Source organism: Plantactinospora sp. CNZ321 (assembly GCF_004217235.1).
The window spans coordinates 4599523-4622966 of record NZ_SHKQ01000001.1 but is presented as its reverse complement, the minus strand read 5'-3'; the positions used below and the strand labels follow the sequence as shown (position 1 = coordinate 4622966).

The 23444-nt window shown below is 71.3% G+C and carries 19 protein-coding genes; 12 read left to right on the top strand and 7 right to left on the bottom strand.

All coding sequences use genetic code 11. The annotated features are described in order from the left end of the window. Positions 1-60: 60 nt before the first annotated feature. The 4 genes from EV371_RS20160 to EV371_RS20145 all read right to left on the bottom strand — a co-directional run bounded on the left by EV371_RS20160 (position 61) and on the right by EV371_RS20145 (position 4797). Positions 61-1611, bottom strand: a complete 1551-nt coding sequence (locus EV371_RS20160; protein WP_130463425.1) for an AMP-binding protein — start codon at positions 1609-1611, stop codon at positions 61-63. Beyond that, positions 1608-1847 (bottom strand): phosphopantetheine-binding protein, encoded by a 240-nt coding sequence (locus EV371_RS20155; protein ID WP_130463424.1) that lies wholly within the window; start codon positions 1845-1847, stop codon positions 1608-1610. Before EV371_RS20155 ends, EV371_RS20160 begins: the two co-directional genes overlap by 4 nt. After that, positions 1840-3750 carry a condensation domain-containing protein gene (locus EV371_RS20150; protein WP_130463423.1) on the bottom strand — a complete coding sequence of 637 codons (1911 nt, stop codon included), beginning with the start codon at positions 3748-3750 and terminating at the stop codon, positions 1840-1842. The genes EV371_RS20155 and EV371_RS20150 overlap by 8 nt, the downstream gene beginning before the upstream one ends. A gap of 81 nt (positions 3751-3831) precedes the next feature. Continuing rightward, a complete protein-coding gene (locus EV371_RS20145) occupies positions 3832-4797 on the bottom strand; it encodes an aKG-HExxH-type peptide beta-hydroxylase (RefSeq protein WP_130463422.1) in 966 nt (321 codons plus the stop codon). A gap of 972 nt (positions 4798-5769) precedes the next feature. Between EV371_RS20145 and EV371_RS20140 the strand changes: the two genes are divergently transcribed. The 8 genes from EV371_RS20140 to EV371_RS20115 all read left to right on the top strand — a co-directional run bounded on the left by EV371_RS20140 (position 5770) and on the right by EV371_RS20115 (position 14353). Further along, positions 5770-7668, top strand: a complete 1899-nt coding sequence (locus tag EV371_RS20140) for a radical SAM/SPASM domain-containing protein (RefSeq protein WP_130463421.1) — start codon at positions 5770-5772, stop codon at positions 7666-7668. Positions 7669-7795: 127 nt separating this feature from the next. Further along, positions 7796-7948, top strand: a complete 153-nt coding sequence (locus EV371_RS33485) for a hypothetical protein (protein WP_165436759.1) — start codon at positions 7796-7798, stop codon at positions 7946-7948. A gap of 30 nt (positions 7949-7978) precedes the next feature. Continuing rightward, positions 7979-8131, top strand: a complete 153-nt coding sequence (locus EV371_RS33480; protein ID WP_165436758.1) for a hypothetical protein — start codon at positions 7979-7981, stop codon at positions 8129-8131. A gap of 192 nt (positions 8132-8323) precedes the next feature. Then, complete coding sequence (locus tag EV371_RS20135) at positions 8324-9334, top strand: NAD(P)-dependent oxidoreductase (RefSeq protein ID WP_165436757.1); 1011 nt, start codon at positions 8324-8326, stop codon at positions 9332-9334. After that, positions 9321-9776: an SRPBCC family protein gene (locus EV371_RS20130; RefSeq protein ID WP_130463419.1), complete on the top strand. Its 456-nt coding sequence runs from the start codon at positions 9321-9323 to the stop codon at positions 9774-9776. The genes EV371_RS20135 and EV371_RS20130 overlap by 14 nt, the downstream gene beginning before the upstream one ends. After that, the gene (locus tag EV371_RS20125; RefSeq protein WP_130463418.1) at positions 9773-12487 is read left to right on the top strand and encodes an aminotransferase class III-fold pyridoxal phosphate-dependent enzyme; all 2715 of its coding nucleotides are present in this window, start codon (positions 9773-9775) and stop codon (positions 12485-12487) included. Before EV371_RS20130 ends, EV371_RS20125 begins: the two co-directional genes overlap by 4 nt. Further along, a complete protein-coding gene (locus EV371_RS20120; RefSeq protein ID WP_130463417.1) occupies positions 12484-13215 on the top strand; it encodes a PIG-L family deacetylase in 732 nt (243 codons plus the stop codon). Before EV371_RS20125 ends, EV371_RS20120 begins: the two co-directional genes overlap by 4 nt. A gap of 25 nt (positions 13216-13240) precedes the next feature. Then, positions 13241-14353: an aminotransferase class I/II-fold pyridoxal phosphate-dependent enzyme gene (locus EV371_RS20115; protein ID WP_130463416.1), complete on the top strand. Its 1113-nt coding sequence runs from the start codon at positions 13241-13243 to the stop codon at positions 14351-14353. Here the strand turns inward: EV371_RS20115 and fxlM are convergent. After that, a complete protein-coding gene (gene fxlM / locus EV371_RS20110; protein WP_130463415.1) occupies positions 14269-15561 on the bottom strand; it encodes a methyltransferase, FxLD system in 1293 nt (430 codons plus the stop codon). The genes EV371_RS20115 and fxlM overlap by 85 nt on opposite strands. A 78-nt stretch (positions 15562-15639) precedes the next feature. Between fxlM and EV371_RS20105 the strand changes: the two genes are divergently transcribed. The 4 genes from EV371_RS20105 to EV371_RS20090 all read left to right on the top strand — a co-directional run bounded on the left by EV371_RS20105 (position 15640) and on the right by EV371_RS20090 (position 20706). After that, positions 15640-16569, top strand: coding sequence for a hypothetical protein (locus tag EV371_RS20105; RefSeq protein WP_130463414.1), 930 nt, complete (start codon positions 15640-15642; stop codon positions 16567-16569). Continuing rightward, positions 16566-16928 carry a hypothetical protein gene (locus EV371_RS20100; protein ID WP_130463413.1) on the top strand — a complete coding sequence of 121 codons (363 nt, stop codon included), beginning with the start codon at positions 16566-16568 and terminating at the stop codon, positions 16926-16928. The genes EV371_RS20105 and EV371_RS20100 overlap by 4 nt, the downstream gene beginning before the upstream one ends. Then, a complete protein-coding gene (locus EV371_RS20095; protein WP_130463412.1) occupies positions 16925-18916 on the top strand; it encodes an ATP-binding cassette domain-containing protein in 1992 nt (663 codons plus the stop codon). Before EV371_RS20100 ends, EV371_RS20095 begins: the two co-directional genes overlap by 4 nt. 62 nt (positions 18917-18978) lie before the next feature. Next, complete coding sequence (locus EV371_RS20090; RefSeq protein ID WP_130463411.1) at positions 18979-20706, top strand: ABC transporter ATP-binding protein; 1728 nt, start codon at positions 18979-18981, stop codon at positions 20704-20706. Between the two features lie 100 nt (positions 20707-20806). On the opposite strand, the gene EV371_RS20085 is transcribed toward EV371_RS20090, so the two are convergent. Further along, complete coding sequence (locus EV371_RS20085) at positions 20807-21994, bottom strand: cytochrome P450 (protein WP_130463410.1); 1188 nt, start codon at positions 21992-21994, stop codon at positions 20807-20809. A 43-nt stretch (positions 21995-22037) separates the two neighbouring features. Next, on the bottom strand, positions 22038-23081 hold the full coding sequence (locus EV371_RS20080; protein ID WP_130463409.1) for a hypothetical protein: 1044 nt from the start codon (positions 23079-23081) through the stop codon (positions 22038-22040). Between the last annotated feature and the right edge of the window lie 363 nt (positions 23082-23444).

Genomic DNA, 23444 nt, shown 5'->3' with positions numbered 1-23444 from the left:
GGCGGGGTCGGTTGGACGATCGGGTCGGGTGGTGGCGTCGGCCTCAGCGCGTGATCCCGGCTACGACCCGGACAACCGGAGCGCGAGCTTGTCCACCTTGCCGTTCGTCGTACGTGGCAGTTCCTCGGTGACCACGCACACGTCCGGGGTGCCGGCGCCGCCGAGCCGCTCGCCGACACCGGCCCGCACCTGCCGAGGCGTCAGCGAGGTCACCGCCCACGCCAAGAGTCGGCCGTCCGGCCCGGGCGGCAGTACGGCCGCGCCGCGTACCTCGGGGATGTCGAGCATGGCTGCCTCGATCTCCTGCACGCTGATGCGTACGCCGCGCCGCTTGAAAAGGTCGTCGCGCCGACCGGCCACATACAGGCGTCCGGTGTGGTCCAGGTGGCCGTAGTCACCGGTGTAGAAACTCGGCTCGCCGCTGTCGGGGGCAGGCCGGAATCCACCGGCGGTATGCCCGGACGCCGCCCAGTAGCCGGCCATGACGTGCGGTCCCACCGCCACGATCTGTCCGGTCGCGCCCGGTGGGAGGGTCCGGTCGTCGTCGTCGACGACCAGGATCCGGGTCCCGTGCAACGGCCCGCCCACCGTGCCGGGCCGGGACAGGTGCTCGTCGGGTTCCGCGATGGTGATCCGCTTGCACTCGGTGGTGCCGTACATGGCCACGACCCTGGCCGAGGGCGCGGCGAAACGCAGGCCGGCTGCGTGCGCCTGAGTCAGCGCGGCACCGGTGTTCGTGATCAGCCGGAGCGCGCTGCGTTCCCGGTCCCGGCGGGCGAGCCAGGCGAGCAACTCGGCGAGGGTCGGCACCACCGGCAGGACGGTGGCCCCGGCGCCGCGGATGCCCCGAAGTAACCCACCGTCGACGGCGGTACCGCCGAACACCAGTTCCGCGCCGGCCAGCGCGCAGAGGAAGACCTGATACAGCCCGTAGTCGAACGAGAAGGGCAGGCAGCAGTAGACGACATCCTCCGGGGTGTACCGCAGTCGGTCGGCGATGGCACGGGCGGCGAAGACCACCCGAGCGTGCGGGCACACCACCGCCCGGGGCTGGGCGGTGCTGCCGGAGGTGTAGAGCATCAGGGCGGGATCTTCTTCGCCGACCGTCGCCAGCGCGTCACCAGCCGCGGTGAGCGCGGTGCTGAGCACGGCGGGCGGTGCGCCGCCCGAGGCTGCCGCCGCGACCGGCCTCGCCGCCTTCAGCCGGCCCGGCTCGACCACCGGTACGGCGCTGAGGCTCCGGGCCCGGGCCGCCTGCTCGCCTTCCGCCACCACCAGCGACGGGTCGGCGTCGGCCAGCAGCCAGCGCAGCCGGTAGGGTGCGGTCGCCGGGGCCACCGGAACGAGGACCGCGCCAATCCTGACCGCCGCGAAGAGCAGCGCCACCGACTGCCGGGACGGCGGGAGAAGGCTCAGCACCCGGTCACCGGCACGGACGCCCTGGGAGCGCAGGTCGGCGGCCGCCTCGCCGGCATGCCGGTGCAGGTCGGCGTAGGTCCACCCACCCGTGATGTCCCTGACGGCGGCGCGATGCGGGAACCGGGCTGCCGCGAGGTCGAGAATCTCGTGGACAAGTCGCGGGCTGACCGAGTCGTCCCGGCTCCCGGTCATTCCGGACAGCCCAGCTCACGCAGGATCCGCACCGCCGTCTCGAAGTTGTTCAGCTCGATCGTGTGATCCGCGCTGAACTCCACGCCGAACTCTTCCTCGATCGCGACCATCAGGCTCATGTGCCCCATGGAATCCCACCCCGGTATCTGGTACAGACCGACCTCACCGACGTCGAAGTCGGGGTCGATGTCCAGCGTCTGGGCGAAGACCATGCGTAGCCGGTGGTGGTCAGGCAAGGAGATCCTCCTGTGTCGCGTGATCGGGCACCAACGGGCGGGTGGGCCTCCCGGTGCTCGCGGCCAGAACCGGGAGCCCCGCCCAGCCGCCGACCTCGGATCCGGGCCCCGGCCCGGTCGGCACGCCGTCGCAGGCGACGTACCGGTGCGGTGCCGCGGCCGTGCGCATCCCGGGCAACATCCCGACGATGTCGGCGTGCAGCCGTTCGATGTCCAACTGTCTGCCTCCGGCGTCCAGGTAGGCGGTGAGCAGGGCGCCGCCGTCGGCGGACGCGGCCGTCACCGCGCACCGGTCGGTGCCGGCCGCGCGCCGCAGCAGCCCGGTGGCGGACGGCAGGTGCACCCAGCCCGCCCCGGTCAGGCACCAGTCGTCGTTGCGCTCTGTCGGCGAGAGGTCGACCAGGTCACCGACGTCAGGAATGCCGATGTCGGCCACCACCGCCGCGCAGAGCAGTCGCTCCACGGCACGCAGCCACGCCGGACCCTCCTCGCCGGGCAACATGGCGGTGTCGAGCAGCATCGTCAGGCGCAGCGCGTCACCGGCATCGTCGGCGTAGACGAAGTACGTGCTGGTGCTGCTCTTGTCGGCGCCCACCCAGCGGCAACGGGACCGCTTCGCGGCCGCTTCGAGCAGGCGCCGGTCCGGCCGGACCGGCGCCGTGCCCGGGGCGTGGCGCAGCCGGTTGTTCAGCCAGCACGACAGGTCGAAGGCCAGCCCGCGGTCGATTTCGATCTGCCGGCGCCGGACCGCGAGCGGTCCGGGGGGATACTGGCCGAACCGTGCCGCGGTCACTACCGCGGCTTCGGTCCGGGTGAGGAGGTCGGTGATCGACGCGTCGGCCATCTCCACGTGGATCGGCACGTCCTGGGTGAACATTCCGACGGCCGAGCGCGTCCGCGCCGACATCCGGTTGCCGACGGTGAGCTGAAGGAACGCCCGTTCCAGGCCGCTGACGTAGCCGGCGACCGCGCAGATGCCGGCGGCCAGCACGGCCGTGCGGCTGACCTGGTGCCGCGCCGCCAGCACCGGCACGGCGAGGGCCAGGGCTGGGGAGTCCAACCGCACGTACCGGAACCGCGGCTCCTCCGGCTCCCGCGCGGGGCGGGGCAGCATGGTCTGCGGCATTGCCCGGAAGGTCCGCTCGTGTTGCGCCAGAGCACGTTCACTGAGGCGCAGCCCGGCGGACGAGGACTCCCAACCGGCCTGGTCCAGGGGCTGCCAGGCGCCGGGCGCCGGGCGCGCCGCGCCGGGCAGGTGCGTCTTGTCCGGCTCCGTCAGCAGCGGGCGCAGCCCGTGTCCGACGTGCCAGGCTCCGGTGAAATCGATGACCAGGTGGCAGGCGGCGAACACCAGGTACCAGGGCTGACCGCCGGAGGTCAGCAGCGCGACCCGTACCGGGAGTTCGTTGGTGAAATCGAACGGCTCGCCGGCCAGTGTGTCCACGGCATGGTCGACGGCTGCCGGCTCGGCGCCTACCTCCGACACCTCCACGAAGAGGCGACCGGACGACAACACCCGCTGGCGAAGGCCGTCCGCGGACTGGAAAAAGACCGTTCGCAGCGCTTCGTGCAGCGTGATCAGGTCGCGCAGCACCTCAAGCACTTCGGGCAGGGGCACCCCGGAGCGCAACGGCCAGGCGAACCGGAGGTTGAGGCTGGCGGTGTGCGGGTGCAGCCCCGCCATGATGGCGAGGAGATGCTGTTGGGCCCAGGTCACCGGGCCGGTCGGCCGCTCGGCCGAGGTGAACGCGACGGGCTCGTGCCGCGCACCGGGCAGGAGTGGCCGTGCGGGGCACGGCGACGTCCTGTCCGCCTCCCCGTGCGGTCCGCCCGCGCCGTCAGCTGGATCCGAGGCGTGGGTGCCGTGCGGCTCGGGTTGGCAGGGGTTCATCACACTGGTCACGCGGCAGCTCCCGTACGTGGCGAACGATCTCCGACGGACCGCGCCGGTGGCGGCCCGGCCCGGACCCGCAGCCGACCTTCATCAGAGCGCGCGCGCCGCGGCGAACACGTCGGCGAGACGCGACCGCAGGTCCGGCTCGTCGATGAGGTCCAGCGCCCGGGAATGATCGTCCTCGGCCGCGGCCAGCAGGGGCCGTTGTTTGTCGAGATACGCGGCGAGGTAGGCGGCGACGGCGCCCTGGACCTGGCACAGCACCCGATCGGCGAAGATGACCGTGAGCGGGAACGCCCAGCAGGCGTGGATGAAACCGAAGGCTGGGCGGTGCTTGCGTTTCCAGGGACTGTGGAAGGTGACGCTCTCCGGGATCTTGATCTCGTAGGTGGCGAGTGCACCGTTGAGCCAGTTGTGCCCGGCCTCGTGGATGATGTCGCGGGCGAGTACGGTCGGGTCGTCGACATGGTCGACGAAGATCGTGCCCGGCAGCCGCGTGATGCTCCAACTTGTCAGCACCTCACCGAGGGACCGTCGGGCGAGTAGCACGATCACCGGGGCGGATCCGTGTAGCAGGGTTCCGAACCCCGCCTCGGCGCCCACCCGTACGGCCTCGACGACCAGGTCGCGCGCAGGACCGGACGGCGGCTGGGTGTCCGGCCCGAGGAGACAGATCGGGGTGTCGGAGATCTCCGTTTCCAGCATCTCGTCAGCGGACGGGTCGATGAGGAGATGGGTGCCCACCGGTGTTGCCACGAGGTACTCCCGGTGACTGCGCTTCGGCGCCGAGCGGTACCACCCGAATGCCGCTGGGTCGTTGCGGCGCGCGGCCCGTTCGGCACCTTCCAGGAAGTGATGCGCAAGGGCGTCCGCGACCGGGTCGCCCGGCAGCTCCGGACCGCCGCCGGGGAGCCTCCCCTCCGGGGAGGGTGCGGGGGGCGTGCCAGGGCCAGGCGCGGCAGCGGCGTGGTCAGCCAGCAGGGCATGGATCCGTTCCGCCCGTCCGCGCTGAAAGTGCTCGACACTTGGAAGGTCGAATACGGCATCGAGGTTCATCGGCGGTTCCTTCCCCGTTTGCGCTGTTCTCGAAGTGGCAATGATGCGCGTTCGTCTGGCTGCTGGTCGGCCACGGACGTGACTTCCGTGGGCGTCTCCCGCACCGACCGTTACGGGGGGCCCTACCCGTCCGCGTCGTGTCTTCGCCGAGCGTGGCTGACCCCGCACGAGGCGCTTCTGCCAATGGGTCACCGGAGGGAGACAGTCGACGGCGAATCAGCTCACGCGAAGTCCCGTCACCTGTCAGCTGGTATGGACGAGCGCGGCGGAGCGTCGGCGAATCCGGAGGTCCGCGTGCCCGTGCCGGTGGTCGCCATCGACACCTGCTGCTGAGGCGAATCGCCAGTCGACAGTGGACCGGGCGTTCAATGATCGATCAGGTCTCGTTGGCCCCGCGACCTGCGGTATCGGCGATTGATGATCGTTGCAACCGTGCCTCCGTTCTCGCCGCCTCCCCGTTCTGTTGGCTGCTCGACCGGTCTGCTGCAGGAGTGTACCGCGAAGGTCGCATGCTCGGCAGGGCTTGCCTAACCAGAATTTCCGTGGTTTGCTGCTGAGCAGACATTGAGTCTTGACGATTGCGATCGTTGATCAGCGGGGGATCGATATGGATGTGCTTAGGTCAGGTCATGTCTGCTGCCGTTACGCGGACGTGACGGACGAGGAAGCTTTGGACCGGGGGATCACCGCCGTTCTGCCCTCGTCGCGTCAGCCTGCAGGATGTTTGACGATAATCTGATCCGAAGCGCCGAGGACGGACGGACACCTCCGGCCTGCCTGAATCGGATGTCGCCCGGGCCTGGTGGCTTGAAATCCCTGACGTATTCCCGGCGACCAACAGTCCGGCCCGGCACGGGGGCGAGCCGGTCGAGCACGACACTCAATTCTCTGACCTAATCATGAGGCCCAGCCTGCTCGGCGATGAGAATGCGGCCACGCGGGTCGGCTCGGCATACGGCGGGGGAGGCCGTTATGGGGCGCATTGCGCACCCGGATATTGAGGCGCTCTATAAGTCGCTGGAGGAGTCGGCGCCCGACACGGCGGTCTCGGTCATCGTCAAACTCCGCGGGGAACTGTGCGACATCGACTGTTTGTACTGCTACGAGAAACGCAAGGAGGCACCGGGCGGTGCCCGGATCTCCGTCGAGCAGATCGACCAGCTCTCCCGGCTGTTCCGGAATCGTCCGCTGGTCGTCGAACTGCATGGCGGCGAGCCGCTGACGATCGGCAAACCCATGATGGCCGCCGTACTCGACGCGTTGAGCCGCCAGCCGACGGTAGTCAAGGTGTCAATGCAGACCAACGGCGTACTGCTCGACGAGGATTGGCTCGACCTGTTCGACGAGCGCTACCCCGGGCTGTCGATGGGTGTCTCATTGGACGGCGACGCCGACGCCAACGCGTGGCGGGTCGGATACGACGGGCAGCCGACCTACCCGAAGGTCGCCAGGGCTCTGCGGATGCTCGCGGACCGGGCCCGACCGGTCGGCGTGATCGCCACCGTGACGCGGCGGTCCCTGGGTCGTGCCGAGGACATCATGAACCACCTGGCCGGGTTCTCTTCGGTCAACTCGTTGAGCTTCGTCCCGTGTTTCGACACCGTCGTCCGGCGGGCGACCAGGCCGGTAGGGCAGCGACCGACCAGGAGCCGCGAGCTGCAACTCGCAGCGGTGTCCGGTGCCGCCCCACCGTCCTGGGCGGTGACCCCCGAGGAATACGGCGAGTTCGTGCTGCGGGCCACCGCGCACTGGATCGGCAGCGGTCTGTCCGCGCGGATGAAACTGGAGCCTGCCGTCTCGACGATCCGCCGGCTGCGCGGCCTGGGCACAACCTTCTGCCACTTCTCCAACCTCAAGTGCGACCACGTGTTCACCCTGTACCCGGACGGCCGGTTCGGCAGCTGCGACGAACTGCCCTGGCCGGGCGCACAGCTCGGGCACCTGCGACGGCTGGGCGACGAGGGCGAGGTGGTGGACCGCCAGCGGAGCCTGCCGCTGCTGACCGACGGCCAGGGGCTGATGGCCAAGTGCGTGTCCTGCCGCTACCGCGACACCTGCGGAGGCGGGTGCGTGGCCTCCCGGCTGCGCCATCGGGAGGCGTTCGCCAGCGACGACGCGTACTGCGATCACCGGATGCGACTGGTGGACGGGGTGGCCGCACTGGTCGCCCAGCCGGCGGATCCGTGGGGTGCCTGGTGCCGCCGGTTACGGTGGCGGCCCCGGACCCCGAACGTGATGCGGGACGTGGCACCCTTCCTGGCACGCTGGGACGACGCGCGGGTCGTCCGTGAGCCGGTCGAACTGCGGCACAGCGCGCATGGCAACGTCAACTGCGTGGGCGAGCCCGGCGTGCACGAGGCGCCGGACCTCGACCCTCGGCACCCACAGTGGCGGGCCGGCATCGAGCCAGGCATCTGGCCGCTGCTCGACGTCGTTACCACCGATTGGGGCTGCGTCACGTACGACAGCTGCCAGGGCCACCGGTACGACGGGCTCGACCTCCAACCGGTGGGCGCGACCGTTGGAATCCTGCCCCGGGATCGTCGTGAGTACGCGAGGATCGCCTCGGCCCTGTGCCGGGTGACCGCGGAGGCGGAGGGACGGGTGCCCTCGGCGTGTGTGGTAACCGCGGGCCGTGCCGACCTGCGGTGCGCCACGTCCGGCCGCAGTTACCCGGTCCTGGACCTCGGCATCGCGCGAGCGGAGCGGGCGGGCTGGGACGACTATTTCGACGCCCTCCCGGCCACGGTCGACCTCCTGGTCGGGTGGACGCGGAAGGTGCGGCCGGGGTCGCTGGGGCAGTGCGGATGCCCGGACCGGGACGCGGTGACCGTCGGCAGCCCACGGACCGCCACCGGGGTCGCCGGGTGAGGCTCGTGCCGCCACCGGACGCGGCCTTGCGCGGCAGGCGCGTCGGGGCGCGCAGAGATGTCCGACCCAGGCTGCAACGCCGCAGCTCGGGTCGGGTGTTGGGAAGCTCTTCCGGAAGGAGAGGCAGATGACCGAAGACCGTAGGATCACTCGCTTCCTCGAGGACGTGGAGTCCTTGCGTGAGGACGAGGCGGTGCTCAGCACCGCGCACACCTCCGCCGTCTCGGCCGACGGCTGGACGGCCGAGGGCCGTCCGTCCGACGACTCGACGGAGTCCTGACCACAGATGACCTGAAAGGAGAGGCAGCAGATGGACGACGCCCAGCAAACTATGCAGTTCCTCCGCGCCGTGGCATCGCTGCGCGACGAGGAGACCGTCCTGACCACCGCGCACACCGCTGCGGTGTCCGTGGACGGCTGGCCAACCGAGGATCGCCCGTCGGACGAGCCGACGCAGTCCTGAGCCGGATCGGCCGAACTGAGTCACGCCCGTTGGCCCTGCCGCGAGGTCGAGGTACCTGAGGGATCGCAGCAGGATCGGCTGACCGTGACACGTGGCCGCCGTGGGCGGGTCGCGGGTCGCCATACCCTGGCGACCCGCGCACCGCGACACGGCCCCGGGTGTGGACCGCATGGACCAGGAAGGACGGGCTCGGTGACAGGTAGCGGAGGGGAGCCACTCGTCGCGGTCTACGCCGACCTCGGGCCGGTGGCCCGGAAGGCCGTACGGGCCGACGACGGGTTCGTCGACGGTGCCGACGTCGACGGCGGCACGGTGGATACGGCGGATGTCGTCGGGCTGGTGGTCCGGTCGGAGTCCCGGGTGGACCGGCCGTTCATCGCCCGGTTTCCGAGGCTGTCGTTCGTGATCCGTGCCGGCAGCGGCACCGAAAACCTCGACCTGGTCGAACTGCGTCGACGGGGCGTGCGCCTGGTACGCAATCCCGTCGTGTCCGCCGAATCCGTGGCGGAACTCGCGTTGGCCGGGCTGGTCAGCCTCGCGCGACGGGTGCCGATCGCCGCCGCGCTGCTGCAACGGGGCGAGTGGCGCAAGGCCGACTTCGTCGGGGAGCCACTGCCCGACCTGGCGGTCACGATCTGGGGTGCTGGTCCGGTCGGCCGGGCGGTGGCCCGTCGGCTCACCCCCGAGTGTCGTTCGGTGCACTTCGCCCAGTGGCCCTCGCTGCCGTCCGACGCGCCCGCGATAGCCGTCGAACCGGCGCTGGCCGCAAGCGACGCGCACATACTCTGTCTGCCGTCGCGACCGTCGACCCGTGGCTGGTTCGGCCCGCGGCGGCTGGACCGGGTACGGGACGCCCGGCCGTACCTGCTCAACCTCGGCCGGTTCGATGTGGTCGACGTCGCGGCCGCGGTTCGGCGGCTGGCCGACGACCAGCTCCGGGGGCTGTTCATCGATCCGGTCGACGCGCACCACCTGCCTGAGCTGCGGGCGGCGACCGCAGTGGCCGACAGGGACCTCAACCTGCTCGCCACCCCGCACCTCGGAGCGCAGCGGCGCGACGTTCTGACCCGGCTGGGGGAGTGGGCGCTGGACACCGCCCGCCTACTGGTGAAGGAAACGCGCGACGACCAGGCCCCGCACCGATCGCCGGCCGCGCACCTGGAAGCCACAGCAGCCGACTGGAGAGACGATGCCCGAAGTTGATTTCGACCTGGCGATCCAGGCCTCTGTCGACACCGTCTGGAAGACGGTGCTCGACGTCGCTTCGTACCCCGCCTACATGGAGAACGTGCTGGAGACCCGCATCCTCCGCGACGACGGGCAGGGCACGAGGGCAAGTTCCTGGTCGATCCTGCTCAAGGGCGCCGTCCTCGAATGGACCGAGGAGGAGTCCATCGATCACGACCGGCGGCGGATGGATTTCCGGCAGATCGACGGCGACATGGAGCACCTCGAAGGGTTCTGGCACGTCCGCCCGCTGGAGGACGGTCGCGTCTCGGCCCGGCTGTTCATCTCCTTCCGGATCGGCATACCGTTGCTCGCCGACATGCTCGACCCGCTGGCTCGCAAGGCGATCCACGACAACAGCCAGGACATGCTGCTCGGCATCGAGCGGCGTACCCGACAGCCGGCGGGGGCGCCGTGACCGTCCGCCGACCGGCGACCGACGACCTCGCCACCGTCCTGTCGCTGGGTTCACTCGCGCCTCGGTGCGATATCGCGGAGGCGACACGTCGGCTGGCCGACATCCCCGCGGAGACGGTCCTCGACTGGCTGAGCCGGCACAAGGTGGTGTCCATCGCCGTCCGACGGTTGGCCCAACCCGGCATCCACCTCCCGCCGGCGCTCGCCGACGGGCTGGCCCGATCGGCGGAGCATCGACGGCTGGTGAACCGTAACCTCGACGTGGAACTGCCCCACCTCACCGACCTGGTGGCGCGCAGTGGGGCCCGGGCCTTCCTGATCAAAGGCATGGCTTCCCGGGCCTGCTATCCCGAGCCGTACGACCGGGACATCGGCGACTTCGACCTGTGGGTACCCGACACCGCGGAAGCCGTCGCGCTGGCCGGCGAACTGACCGACGCCGGGTACCGGATGGCCGAGCACGAGTTGCCGTGGATCAAGTCGACCCGGTCGGGCCACCTGTACGGGCAGTTCCTGCTGGAACGCGAGGTCGCCGACGGCCGGGTGGCGGTGGATGTCCACTACGGCGGATACTCGGTGCGCCACTGCGGCCTGCTGCGACTGAACCCGGGAACGGTCGGTCCGGGACTGCACCGCCTCGACACCCTGCAGAACATGCCGATGTTGGTGGCCAACGCCGCCGGCGACTACTTCATGACGCTGAAGGATCTCAACGACCTCTACCTCGCCGTCGCCGACAGTGGCTTCGACTGGGACACCGTTCGCGCCCGGGTACGCGAGATCGGGCTGGCCGGCTTCTTCAACAACATGCTGAGGCAGCTCAGGGAGTGGTTCTCGCTGACCGACGCCCAGGCGGAGACCGTACGCGGGCTGCGGTTCCGAGCGGCGTGGGAGCCGGCGCCCTCCCGTACCGGATGGGTCTGGAACCGGCGCTGGCTGGTGACGGTCGCGCACGCCGCCGCTACCGGGCTGCGGGTCTCGCCGGCAGACACCGTGCGAATGACCCGCACCGCGGCCGGGTACTACCGGCATCGGTTGACGTTGCGGCTGGGTGGTGCCTCCGACGACCGCCCGATCCGGGTTCCGGACGACCTCAACCCGTGGACCTGCGTGCGGCTGGTGCCGCTGCCCTCGGCGGTCCGGCTGCTGGCGCCCGAGCACGACGAAGACCGGGTGGTCGGCGTATCCGGGCAGGTCACCCCGCTGGTGCCAGGGTGCGCGGCGCTCGGGGTGGTCGCCACCCCGGCCGGGGACGCGGTGCTCCTCAACGGCGGGGTCTTCCTGCCGACCGTGTCCTACGCGTTGGATCCGGCCCTGATCCGCACCGTCCACGAACTCGCGGTGAACGCCGGGGCGGGCCGCGTCGACGCGGGGACCACCGGGAAGGGCGAGGATCGCGGTGCCGCTCCGGGACCTGGTGCTGTCCAAGACGCCGCTGTCGTCGGGGATGCCCGTGTCGTCGACGATGCCGATGGCGGGCGGGAGCCCGGGGGCAAGGCCCACCCGGCGTTCGGGGTGATCCGACGGCACCTCTCTCCACCGCTGGCGCTGGCGCAGCGGCTGGTCGGCCTCGGTGCGGTCGAGATCGCCGCCTCCGGGGCCGAGGTGACCCTCTCCGATGGACGCAGCGCCGTCGATTTCGGCAGCTATGCGGTACCACTGGTCGGGCACGGCCACCCCCGGGTGACCGCCGCGGTCCGGTCGCAGCTGGAGACGCAGGCGATCACCACCCGTACCCTGGCCAACCCGGTGACCACCGGCTACGTCGAACGGCTGGTGGCCGCCGTCGGCGTGGCGGACCTGCGCCGGGTGTGGCTGGGCCTCAACGGCACCGATGCGGTCGAGGCCGCACTGAAACTGGTCCGTGCGGCCACCGGCCGGCCCCGCGTACTGGCCGTGTGCGGTGCCTTCCACGGCAAGACGATGGGATCGCTCGCGGCGACCTGGAACGACCATTACCGGGCACCCGTGCGCGCGCTGCTGACCGGGGTGACGCACATCGACGTCGACGACCGGTCGGCGGTGGCGCGAGAGGCCGCGGCGGGCGACGTCGCGGCCCTGATCTTCGAGCCCGTGCAGGGTGAGAACGGGGTCGTGGTGCTTCCTCCGGAGACGCTGCGGAGGTGGACGCACGATGCACATCAGGCGGGCGCGCTCGTGGTGGCCGATGAGATACAGACCGGCATGGGTCGGTGCGGACCGCTCTCCGTCGCCATCGGGCTGGGACTGCCGATCGACGCGCTGCTGCTCGGCAAGAGCCTGGGGGGCGGTGTGTTGCCGCTCTCCGCGCTCATCGGCACCGATCGGGTGTACGAACCGCTCATGCGTGATCCGTTTCTGCACGTGGCCACCTTCGGCGGCCACCCACTGGGCTGCGCCGCGGGAACGGCAATGCTCGACGTCGTGGCCGAGCTGGCCGTGGCCGGAGACAGGCTGGCCCGCCAGGTGGAGGCGGAGCTGTGCAAGCTGCGGGACAACCACCCGACGTCGCTGGTCGAGGTTCGGGGCATGGGCCTGCTCTGGGGACTGAAGCTGCGCACGCCCGAGCTGGCCGGGGCCGTGCTGACCACCGCCGTGCAACGAGGACTGCTGCTGTCCCCGTGCCTGGGCCGTCCGGAGATTCTGCGCCTGCTGCCCCCGATGACCACCACAGCCGACCAACTGGAGCGCGCGATGGCGATCCTCGACGAAGCGATCGGGGAGGAGGAATGACCGCGGTGACCGCATCGGACGTCCCCGAGCGGGCCCTGGTCGTCGCCGCGCACGCGGACGACGTCGACTTCCGCTGCGCCGGAACCCTGGCCGCATGGTGCGGGCAGGGCACTGCGGTAACCCTGGCCCTGCTGACCGACAGCGCCAAGGGCAGCCATGACCTGTCCCTGTCGGACGACGAGGTGGCTGCGCTGCGGCGTACCGAGCAGCGTGCGGCCGCGGCCCGGGTCGGCTACCGCGATGTGCGAGAACTGGGGGAGATCGACGGCCTGCTCCGGGCCGACGAACGGGTGATCGAGTGGCTGGTGCGGGTGATCCGCGACGCCCGGCCCGACGTGGTCCTGACCTACGACCCGTGGGCACCGTACATCCTGCACCCGGACCACACGACGGCCGGTGACGCCGCGTTCCGCGCGGTGATCCGGGCGAGGGAACCGCGATTCTGCCGGGACCTGGCCGACGAAGGGCTTCCGCCGTGGCGCGTATCGCAGCTCTGGTTGTTCGGCGCACCGGAGCCCGACCACATCGAGGACATCTCCGGGTCGTTCGACACCAAGCTCGACGCGATTCTCTGCCACCGCAGCCAGTACGAGACGGAGATGGGGTTCTCCGAGGGGGACGAGGCCGGCCGGGCGGCGTTCGTGGAGCGGATGCGCGCGATGTTCGGCAAGATTGGAGCGAGCGGTGGCTTCAGCTACGCCGAGTCGTACCGGCGACTCGCCCTCTAGCCGGGCCGCGTCGTCGCCGCTGCCCATGGATCTCTGCGACGACGCGGCCGACTGGCACGACTGGCTCGCCGGACACGTCGGCACGGCGGCCGGTCGCCGCGGTCCGCTCGGGGAGCGGGACGCCCATCGCCACCTGCGGCACTTTGTCGCCGAGCAGTTCGGCGATCGATACCTCGACAGTCACGACTGGGCGTACACCCCGGGCACCGGGCGGATGCTGGACCACCTGCTGGGTGCGGTGCCACCGGACGGCCGGGGCGCGGTCCTTCCGACCTACCAGCGGGTGGCGGCCAGCCTGCCGGCGGGCGCGGCGGAGACCTCGGTGGTGCTGCCGCCGGCCAGGTGGGCGGAGGCCGGCTTCACCCCGCCCTGCAGGCCGCCGGCCCTGTTCGTGGTGAACCCGGTGCACGCGAACCCGGTCGCCGCCTCGCTCTCCCGTGAGTTTCTCGACGACCTGGCCGGCTATGCCCGATCAGAGGACGTGTTGGTCGTCGAGGACGACGCGTTTCGCGGCACCGGCCCGGACGATTCCGGTCCGCCGGAGATGCTCGGCCGGTGCCCGGACCGGACCGTGTACCTGGGGAGCTGGACGAAAGCCCTCGGCTGGCCGGTCAAGGCGGGCATCGTGGGCTGGCCCCGGGCCGCGTCACGTGCGCGGCTGCTGCGGCCGGGCGCACCTGTTCCACCCCCCGAACTGCCGATGGACGTTTCGGCGGTGCTCGCCGCAGGCCTGTTCGGCGCCATCCAGCGGCACCGCCGGGAACGGCTGGACCCGCGTCGGGCCGCGGTCACCGCACTGCTGCGCGCAGCGTCGATCGGATTCGTTCCGCCCACCGGCGGTACGCACGTCGCCGTATTGGTTCCCCGGGCCGAACTCCTGCGCCGCTCGCTGGTGTCGGCGGGCCTCGGCGGGCTGGGAGCGGAGACCTTTTACCAGCAGGGCGGGTCGGCCGATTCGTTCGTCCGCCTCGGACTGTCCAATGTGACGAGTGCCGCCTGGCCGTCGCTGCTCGACCGGCTGGCCGAGGTGTTGGCCGGGGATCGACCGGACGGCTACCCCGGGCCGGCACCCGACGGCGCGGCCGGTGCCACGGACCTCGCGGCCGACGGGACCCAGGTCAGGGCGAGCACGCTGTGATGCTTGGGCACCTCGAATTCGCCCTCGGCGAGCCGCCGTCGCTCGCCGGCCGGGTAAGCGCGCAGCGAGACGCCGGAGACGTCCGGCCGCCCGGCTGCCTGCCAGTCGTGGACCGCCCCGAGCAGGTGCCGGTGCGCGGCGCCGGGCGTGCCGAACGCCCGGACCAGAAGCTCGAACACGGTGGGATCGGCCAGATCGAGCGGTTCACCGGGTCGCCGGGCGAGCGCCGCGAGGTCGGTTCCCCCGGTGACGGCGAAGGTGACCCGCTCGTGCCACGGCGGGTTCTTCCACTCGTACATGCACGGCACCGGCCCGGCGGCGACCCTCTCCGGCGATCCGGCGCTGATCAGCCGTACCGGGTTCGCGAGGTGGACCGACAGCCACAGGTCGAGGCCGTTGTGCACGTCGAGCAGCGTGGCCGACACGCCCGTCGGCTGGTCGTACGGCGGCGCGTCCAGCAGCCGGCGTACCGTGCCGACATCCACCGGCCGCTCGTCCGGGACCAGCAGTCGTACCCGCCGATCCGGGTCGATGTCGATCTTGTGTTCGGGCCCGGCGTTCGCACCTCGCAGCCGCATGAAGCCGCACTGCTCGACCGAGACCGACCGGAGGTGGTCGCCGTGGCGTTCGAACGCGACCGAGAGCTGGCTGCCGCGCACCGAGATCGGCAGCAGTACGCGCCCGCCGTCCGCGAGCTGGTCGAGCAGCGCGGGATACACGTCCCAGACACCGGCGGTGGCGATGATCCGGTCGTAGGGCGCTGCCTCGGCGTACCCCAGGGCACCGTCACCGCACCGGACGGTGACCGCCCGGTGGCCCGCCCGGGCCAGGTGCTCCCGGGCAGCGGCGACCAGGTCGGGCTCGATGTCGATGGTCACCACCCGTCCCTCGGCCCCGACCAGCGTGTCCAGCAGCGCCGCGTTGTAGCCGCTGCCGGTGCCGATCTCCAGGACGCGATGACCGGGCCGTACGTCGAGTTGGCCCAGCATGATGGCCATCATCGACGGCTGCGAGGACGAACTCATGATCCGGGCACCGCCGAACTTCACCGGCACCGCCTCGTTGAGGAACACCACCTCGGCCGGTACGCCGGGCAGAAACAACTCGCGAGGGACGCGCGCGAAGGCCTGGCGAATGTCAGGGTCGTCCACGACGCCGAGCCGGTCCAGGGTGTCGATGAGCGACTGTCGCAGATCGTCGATGCTCATGCTGGGGATCAGTACCCTTCGTATCGGGGCGAGCGACGCACGGGACCACGAAATATATCAAAGACGTCAATTGGTCTGGTGCCCTCGTCGCCGGCCCGGGTGGCGTGGCTCCTCGCCCGGGCCGGCGACCTGCGGTCCTCGGGCCGACCCGAACGCGCTGTCCGGTACTACCGGCGGGCCGGCAGGCTCGCGGCCCGGCGTGGCCAGCCGGCGCTGCGGGCCGCGGCGCAGGCGGGGTACGGTGCGGCGGCGCGGGACCGGCGCCGCTTCTCGGAGGCGGTGGTACCGCTGCGTGCGGCGGCCCTGGCCTACCAGCGCCTGGGCGACCGTCGGGGCCTGTCGTACGCCCTACGCAACCTCGGTGTGGCGCGACGCCATCTCGGACACCTCCACCAGGCGAGTCGGCTGCTCCGGGCGAGCCGGCGGTTGGCCACCGTGGCCGGTGACCCGCCGGGCGCCGCTGTCGCGACGCTGCACCTGGCCATCACCGAGCGGCTGCGCGGGGACCTGCACCTCGCGGCGGCGCTGCTGCGCGCCAGCGCCGAGCAACTGCGCGCGGTCGGCCGACCGCACCAGCCGGTGGTGGCCGGGCTTCACCTGGGCCTCACCGAGCTGGCTGCGGGCCGCACCGGCCAGGCACGCCGGCTGCTCCTGGAGAGTCTGGCCGGGTTCACCCGCCTCGGCGAGGAGCACTGGGTCGCGGTGAACCTGTTCTGCCTGGCGCAGGTCCCCGGCGGCGGGACGGAGCGGGTCGACGCCTACCTGGCGGATGCCCGCGCCCGGTTCGCCGAGTTGGGGGACGGGTGGTGGCTTCGGCGGCTGGACCAGAGCCTGGTCAGGACCGCGACAACGATGACGACCGGCAGCGCGGACAGGGACGCGTACCGTGCCGCCCGCGACGCCCCGAGTGGCGACCGATCGTCAGATGCCGGTGACCCGGCGCGCTCGGCCGGGTCGGGTGCGACCCGGCCGAGGGGTAAGGACCTGGACGGAAGGGAATATCCATGAGCGGGACCACAGCTCCCCGATACCGCTACGTGCGCTCGTTCACCAGCCTCATCGAGCGGGACAACCTCGACGCGGTGAAGAAGATCTACTATGACGAGTTCCTGCCCGCACTGGCTACCGGCCCGCGGCCCTACCAGGCGCATGCGCTCATCGAACTGGCCGACGACGCGTCCGATGTGGTCGAAGCGGTGATCCACACTCGCTGGGAGTCGCTCGACGCCCTGCACGAGGCGATGGGAATCGAGCAGGTCGGCACCTCGCTGATGCGCATGCTGCTGCTCAACAAGGAACGGCCGAAAATCGCCACGTACGTCATCGACGACCCGGACGCGGCGGGCGACGGGCCGGGCCGGCCGTGAACAGAGTGGCGCGCCGGGCGGCGGCCGGCCTGGCCGCGGTGCGGGACCGGCACCGGGCGTTGGGGTACCTGACCAGCACGGGATGGCGACCCACGTCGGCCGCGGTGGGCTACCTGCTGCTGCGCGCGACCGCACCCGCGGCGTTCGCTGTCACCGCCGGCGTCTTCGTCGACCGGATCGTCCGTACGCCCGGTGACCGGCTCGACGCCGGTGACTTGATGGTGGTGCTGGCGGTGCTCGCCGGACTCTTCACCATCCAGGAGTTGAGCACCGCGATGCACGCGCCACTGCGGCAGCTCATCGTCGGCGAGGTGAACGCGGTGATGCGACAGCGCGCCATGGCGGCGGCGCTGCGTGGCGGTCGTACCGAGTTTCTGGTCGAGGCGGAGACCCGGGCCTGGCTGGGCGAGTTGGGCGCGCTCACGCAGCAGTCCGGTACGCCGGGCGCGGCCGCCGCCGGCGTGGTCTTCGTGCTGGCCGAGTATCTGACCGCGTTCCTCGCGGTCGCCCTGCTGGCGACCTTCTCCTGGTCGCTGGCGGGCCTGCTGCTCGCCGCTGGCCTGTGCGTCCGGTTCACCTTCCGGTCCCGTTGCATGGCGTTGGCCGCCGCGTCGATGGAGGGCGCCGGCGAACGCACGGTCGCCCGGTACTACGCCGCCGTCGCGCAGGACCTCGGGTACGCCAAGGAGGTCCGGTTGTTCGGCCTCGGCACCTGGCTCGCCGACCGGTTCGACGACAGCGCGCAAGCCGGGGTCGCACCGCTGCGGCTGGAGCGTCGACGGCTGGCCGTGCCCCGGGTCGCCGCCGTCTACGGACTGGGCTTCGTGGCCGCCGCCGTCGCATTGGCCCTGCTCGCCCGGGCCGGCGCGCAGGGGCAGCTCAGCATCGGCCGGCTGGCCATGCTCATCACGGCCTGCTTCCTCGCTCTCGGCATCGGCCGGTTCTTCGAGGCGTGGGACTTCGACATCGAGTTCGGTACCCGGTTGGTGCCGGTGCTGGAAGCGCTGGAGCGCCGGACGGCCACCGCCGACCGGGCTGACAGCGGTGGCGCCGGCCCCGGCGTGGCGGTCGGCGCCGGCCCCGGCGTGGCGGTCGGGGCCGGCCCCCCGGACCTCCCAGGCACCCCAGGGGTGGGCGGCGCCCTGGTCACGACCGGTGCTTCTCCGGTCGAGAGCGACGGGACCCCGGAAAACCGGCCGCATGGCGTCCGGCTGGTGGACGTCGGGTTCGGTTACCCAGGTTCCGCCGGCGCGGTGCTCGACGGCGTCAACCTCGACATCCCGTACGGTCACTCGTTGGCGATCGTCGGTTCCAACGGCGCCGGGAAGACGACGCTGGCCAAGCTGCTGTGCGGGTTGTACCGGCCGGTCCGCGGGCAGATTCTGCTCGACGGTGACGCACGCCCCGACGCCGCGGAGGATCTGCGGCGGCACACCTCGGCGATCTTCCAGAGCTTCCTGCGGTACCGGGCCACCGCAGCCGAGAACATCGCCTTCGGCGCGGTCGAGCATCTCGCCGACCGTGCCGGGGTCACCAGCGCGGCCCAGCGCGCCGGCGTACTCGACGCGCTCCGGGCGTTGCCGCACGGGCTGGACACCGTGCTCTCCGCCGACCACCCGGGTGGTGCGGACCTGTCCGGCGGGCAGTGGCAGCGCGTCGCGTTGGCCCGCGCGCTCTTCGCCGTGGATCACGGAGCCCGGATGCTGATCCTCGACGAGCCCACCGCCAGCCTCGACGTCCCGGGCGAGACCGAGTTCTTCGAGCTGTTCCTCATGCTGGCCGGGCATACCACGCCGGTGCTCATCTCGCACCGGCTGTCCACGGTGCGGCACGCCGAACGCATCGTCGTGCTGGACGAGGGGCGGATCGTCGAGGCGGGCTCGCACGAGGAACTGATGACCGACGACACCCGGTACCGGCGGATGTTCCGGTTGCAGGCGTCCTACTTCCATACCCCGGCCGGCGCGACCGACGGAGGCGCACGATGAGCCGGGCCGGTGCCGGGTTGCGTTTGGCGCTCGCCACGGCCGCTCGGACGGATCGTCGCAGGTTGCTCCTGGGCGCCGGGCTGATCGTCGGCTCCGGCGTCGTGGGCGGCTCGTTCCCGTTGTGGTCGAAGTACGTCATCGAGGCGGTGCTCGACGGCGGGGCCGGGCCCGCGGCCCTCGCCGCGGTGGCGCTGGCCGCGTCCTGGGTGCTGGCAATGGGGATGTCCAACGTGGGCGCCCTCGCGCTCTACGACGTCCGCGACGCGATGGACATCACCGCACAGCGTGCGCTGATCCGGGCGACAGCCCGGGTGCAACGGCTGGACGGCGTCGAGTCACCCGCATATCAGGACACGCTGGCCCTGGTCCGCGCCGAGCCGGACTGCCTCTCCCGGTGCGTCGACGCGGCGGCCTGGTCGGCCTGCCTACTGCTGCAGACCACGGTCGCGGCCGGGCTGCTGGCAACCGTACATCCGGTACTGCTCGGGCTGCCGGTGCTGGCCGTCGTCGCGTTCCTCGTCGGGGCCTGGTACCAGCGAGGCGCGGAGCGGGTCGAAGTGGCCACGTCCGGCGACGAGCGGCTCGCGGCGGCGCAGTTCACCCTCGCGCTGGACCCTGCGGCCGGCGCCGAACTGCGCGTCTTCCAGCTTCCGGGCGAGCTGCTGCGCCGACATGCGGCCCTGTGGCGGTCGGTGGTGGGCCGTCGGGTGGCGGCCGAGACCGGAGCGGCGTTGGGACGCAGCCTCGGGCTGCTCGCGGTGAGCCTGGGATTCCTGGCCGCGCTGGCCTTCGTCGCGCTGCTGGTGCCCAGGGGACGGGCCACCCTTGGCGATCTGCTGCTGGTGTACGCCGCCGGCCAGCAGGCGTACATGCTGACCGGCAGCAGTGTGCTGGCCACCACCCGGCTGTACCGGCTGGCCGTCGCCGCCGGTCGGCACCACTGGCTGGCGGAGTACCCGGAGCGGGCCGCCGTGGAGGCATCGCCTGAGGTATCGCACCGGTCCGCGCCGGCCGCGGTGTTGGACGGCATCGAGCTGCAGAGCGTGACCTTCCGCTATCCCGGCGCCGAGCGGCCCGCCCTGAGCGGCGTCACCGCGCGTATCCCGGCGGGCTCGGTCGTCGCGCTGGTCGGGCACAACGGAGCGGGCAAGTCCACGTTGGTCAAGCTGCTCTGCAAGCTGTACGAGCCGAGTAGCGGCGGCATCGCGGTGGACGGGACCGACCTGCGCGAGATCCCGACCGACGCGTGGCGCGACCGGCTCACCGGCGGATTCCAGGACTTCGCCCGGTTCGAGCTGCGGGCCCGGGAGTCGGTCGGAGTCGGTGACCTCGCCGTCCTCGACGACCTTGCGCGGGTGCGCGCGGCCCTCGACCGGTGCGGGTACGGCGGGCTTGAGCGGGAGCTTCCCGCCGGTCTGGACACACCGCTGGGCGCGGTGTTCCCGGATGGGGTGGGTCTGTCCGGCGGGCAGTGGCAGCGCGTGGCACTCGGCCGGTCCGCGATGCGTCGGGATCCGCTCCTGCTGTTGCTGGACGAGCCGACTGCGAGCCTCGACGCGCAGGCCGAGGACGACATCTTCCGGACATACGCCAAACTAGCCGCGACCGGAGCCGCGGACGGCCGGATCACCATGCTGGTCACGCACAGGTTCTCCACGGTGCGGGTCGCGGACCTGATCCTTGTCCTGGACAGCGGCAGGCTGGTCGAGTCCGGCAGTCACGACGAGCTGATGAGCCGGGCGGGGGTGTATGCCCGGATGTACCGCGCCCAAGCCGACGGGTACCGATGACGGGCGGGTACCCGATCGAGGGTCGTGCGGTGCCGGCCGCTCCATCCGGGCTGGCGCGGGTGTGCCAGGGGTGCCGGCCGGCGCAGCGCCGGCACCCCTGTCAGAACGAGACCGGCAGGGTGTCCAGGCCGCGTAGGGTGAAGGTCTCCCGCCAGCGCGGCGTCTCGTCGACCAGCTTCATGTCCGGGAACCGGCGGGCTATCTCGGCGAAGACCGCCTGGGCCTGCAGGCGGGCCAGCGGCGCGCCGAGGCAGAAGTGGATGCCGGCGCTGAAGGTGAGGTGCTGGTTGTCCGTGCGGGTGATGTCCATCCGGTCGGGGTCGGCGAACCGCTCGGGGTCGCGGTTCCCGGCGCCGATGAGCAGGACCAGGTTCCGGCCGGGCTCCAGGTCCATGCCGCGTAGCGAGATGGGTTCGTGGACGACGCGGCTGGTCATCTGGACCGGGGCCTCGTAGCGGAGCATCTCCTCCACGGCGGAGGGGGCCAGCTCCGGCCTGGCGGCGAGCAGGTCGAACTGGTCCCGGTTGCGCAGCAGCGCGAGCAGTCCGTTGCCGATCAGGCTGCTGGTGGTCTCGTGCCCGGCGACCAGCAGCAGGGCGGACATCGACAGGACCTCGTCCTCGGTGAGCCGGTCGTCCTGGTACCGGGCTTCCACCATGGCGCGGAGCAGGGTGTCGTCACTGGTTGCCCGGCTGTTCAGGTGGTGCCGGAAGTAGGAGCGGAGTTCCCGCCGCGCACTCCGCCCGGCCTCGTTGGCCTCCGCCGAGACGACGGGGTCGAGCAGGTAGAACAGAGTGGTCGACCATTCCTTGAAGCGGCCGTGGTCATCGGCGGGTACGCCGAGTAGCTCGCAGATGATGGTGAGTGGCAGGGTGACGGCCAGATCCCGGATGACGTCCATGCCACCGTTCGCGGCGGCCCTGGTCAGCAGTTCGTCGACCAGCGACTCGACGCGTGGCCGTACCGCCTCGATCCGTTTGGCGGAGAAGGCGCTGTTGACCAGCCGGCGCAAGCGGGTGTGGTCCGGGGGGTCGAGGAACAGGATGTCCTGTGCACCCTCCAGGAAGACGTCGGTGACCGGCGGGGTGTCTCCGCTGATCCGGCGCGGGTCGCGGCCCAGCCGGTTGTCACGCAGCAGGGCGGAGATGTCCTGGTATCCGCTGAGGAACCAGAAGCCCGGTGGGTCGAGGAACACGACCGGGTCGTGGGTCCGCAGCGCGTGGTACAAGGGATACGGATCGGCCCGGACGGCCGGGTCGAAGAGCGCCATGATCGATGGACTGTCCACTGTTCCCCCATGGTGTATGGCGATCGGTTGTCTCCGGGCGAGGTCAGTGACCCTGGCCGGGACCCAGACCGATCAGGTTCTTCTCGAACTGCCGGGGCCCGGGTACGTAGGAATTGATCAGGTCGAACGAGTCGATGCACGACAGGCTCTCGGCCACCGGATACACGATGTCCTCGACCGCGCGCAGCTCGGCCGAGGCGGTGGCCAGGTGTCGCTCGATCTGGTCGCGGGAGACCACCGGCAGGTCGGGTGCCCCGGCCGATCCGCCGGGGACGGGTGCCGAGTCGCCGGGCGCCAGCGCCGACGCGAGGCGCTGCCAGTACCGGTGCCGCACGGCGGCGGCGAAGGCGCGGGTGGCCGGCAGGCAACTGCTGACCCTGGTGCCGTCGGGCATGGTGTGGAAGCGCTTGGCCGGCCGGGCGTCCGGTGGGCCGCTCGTGGCGTTGACGTACATGTTGCCGGTCTCGATGAACAGCCGCAGAAACTCCACTCCCGCCGCCGCGACGAGGTCTGCGGTGTACTCCGCCGGGTCGTCGTTGCGCGACACCACGAGGGTGGTCAACGGCTCGTCGTCGGAGATGACGTCGCGCTCCCCGGGCAGCACGCCGTCCTCGTGGATGAGGGCGCCGCCGGCCAGCCGCACGAGGTAGCCGAGGCCGGTCGCGGCCAGCAGCGCGTCCACGGCGGCGGCGAACAGGGACGGCGGCGCTCCGGCCGGGTCGCGGATCACGTCTGCCGGCACCACGTAGCTCTCCCCGGCCGGCAGGCACCGGTCCGCGTCCGCGACCAGTGCCCGGTGCGGGCCCACGGCCAGGGCGGGGACGCCCGTCCAGCCGTCGCGGAGCAGTTCGACTGTCGCGGACGTGACCGGCTGGCAGAGCAGGTGTTCGAGGATGGTGACCCCGAGACGCCGGCCGGAGTCCTCGATCGGTCGGCCCCCGGTCGCCTTGTCGATCTCGTCGCGCTGCTCGTGCCGGTGGTACCGGTTCCGGACGCGGTCCCATCGGAACGGTTCGGCGTGCAGGTACCAGCGATGGATGTGCAGACCGTCGGCGGCCAGCAGCCACGCGTCCTGAAGAGTCACCACGTCCGTCGTCTCCACTTTCCGCGGCACGGGTCAGCGAGGGTGGCGGAGGATCCTGCTGAAGGCGCGCTGCCGTCGTACGAGCCGCGCGTCGCGGGGTCACTCCTGCAGAGCGATAGCCGTCTCAATCGCGGTGCGCTGATCCTACCAAATGCTGCGTGGCGGTACCAGGCGCTCCATTGCGGGAATGGTCGCGATGCCGTAACGCCGAAGGTTTCCTACGATTTGGAACTCGGAATCGAGGGCGCCGGGGGAGACGTGACCGCTCTTGTTGATGATGATGCCGGTTGACTAGCCGGCGTTGGCGTGGTTGGCTGTCTGGCAGACATCGACAGGAGCCGACCTGATGCCGGCGACGGATGATTG

Excerpts from the sequence above, each read along its gene's own strand:
- EV371_RS33485 (WP_165436759.1), top strand. The coding sequence starts at position 7,796 with ATGACCGAAGACCGTAGGATCACTCGCTTCCTCGAGGACGTGGAGTCC.
- fxlM (WP_130463415.1), bottom strand. The coding sequence starts at position 15,561 with ATGAGCATCGACGATCTGCGACAGTCGCTCATCGACACCCTGGACCGG.
- EV371_RS20100 (WP_130463413.1), top strand. The coding sequence starts at position 16,566 with ATGAGCGGGACCACAGCTCCCCGATACCGCTACGTGCGCTCGTTCACC.
- EV371_RS20160 (WP_130463425.1), bottom strand. The coding sequence starts at position 1,611 with ATGACCGGGAGCCGGGACGACTCGGTCAGCCCGCGACTTGTCCACGAG.
- EV371_RS20145 (WP_130463422.1), bottom strand. The coding sequence starts at position 4,797 with ATGAACCTCGATGCCGTATTCGACCTTCCAAGTGTCGAGCACTTTCAG.
- EV371_RS20115 (WP_130463416.1), top strand. The coding sequence starts at position 13,241 with ATGGATCTCTGCGACGACGCGGCCGACTGGCACGACTGGCTCGCCGGA.
- EV371_RS20140 (WP_130463421.1), top strand. The coding sequence starts at position 5,770 with ATGGGGCGCATTGCGCACCCGGATATTGAGGCGCTCTATAAGTCGCTG.
- EV371_RS20130 (WP_130463419.1), top strand. The coding sequence starts at position 9,321 with ATGCCCGAAGTTGATTTCGACCTGGCGATCCAGGCCTCTGTCGACACC.
- EV371_RS33480 (WP_165436758.1), top strand. The coding sequence starts at position 7,979 with ATGGACGACGCCCAGCAAACTATGCAGTTCCTCCGCGCCGTGGCATCG.
- EV371_RS20120 (WP_130463417.1), top strand. The coding sequence starts at position 12,484 with ATGACCGCGGTGACCGCATCGGACGTCCCCGAGCGGGCCCTGGTCGTC.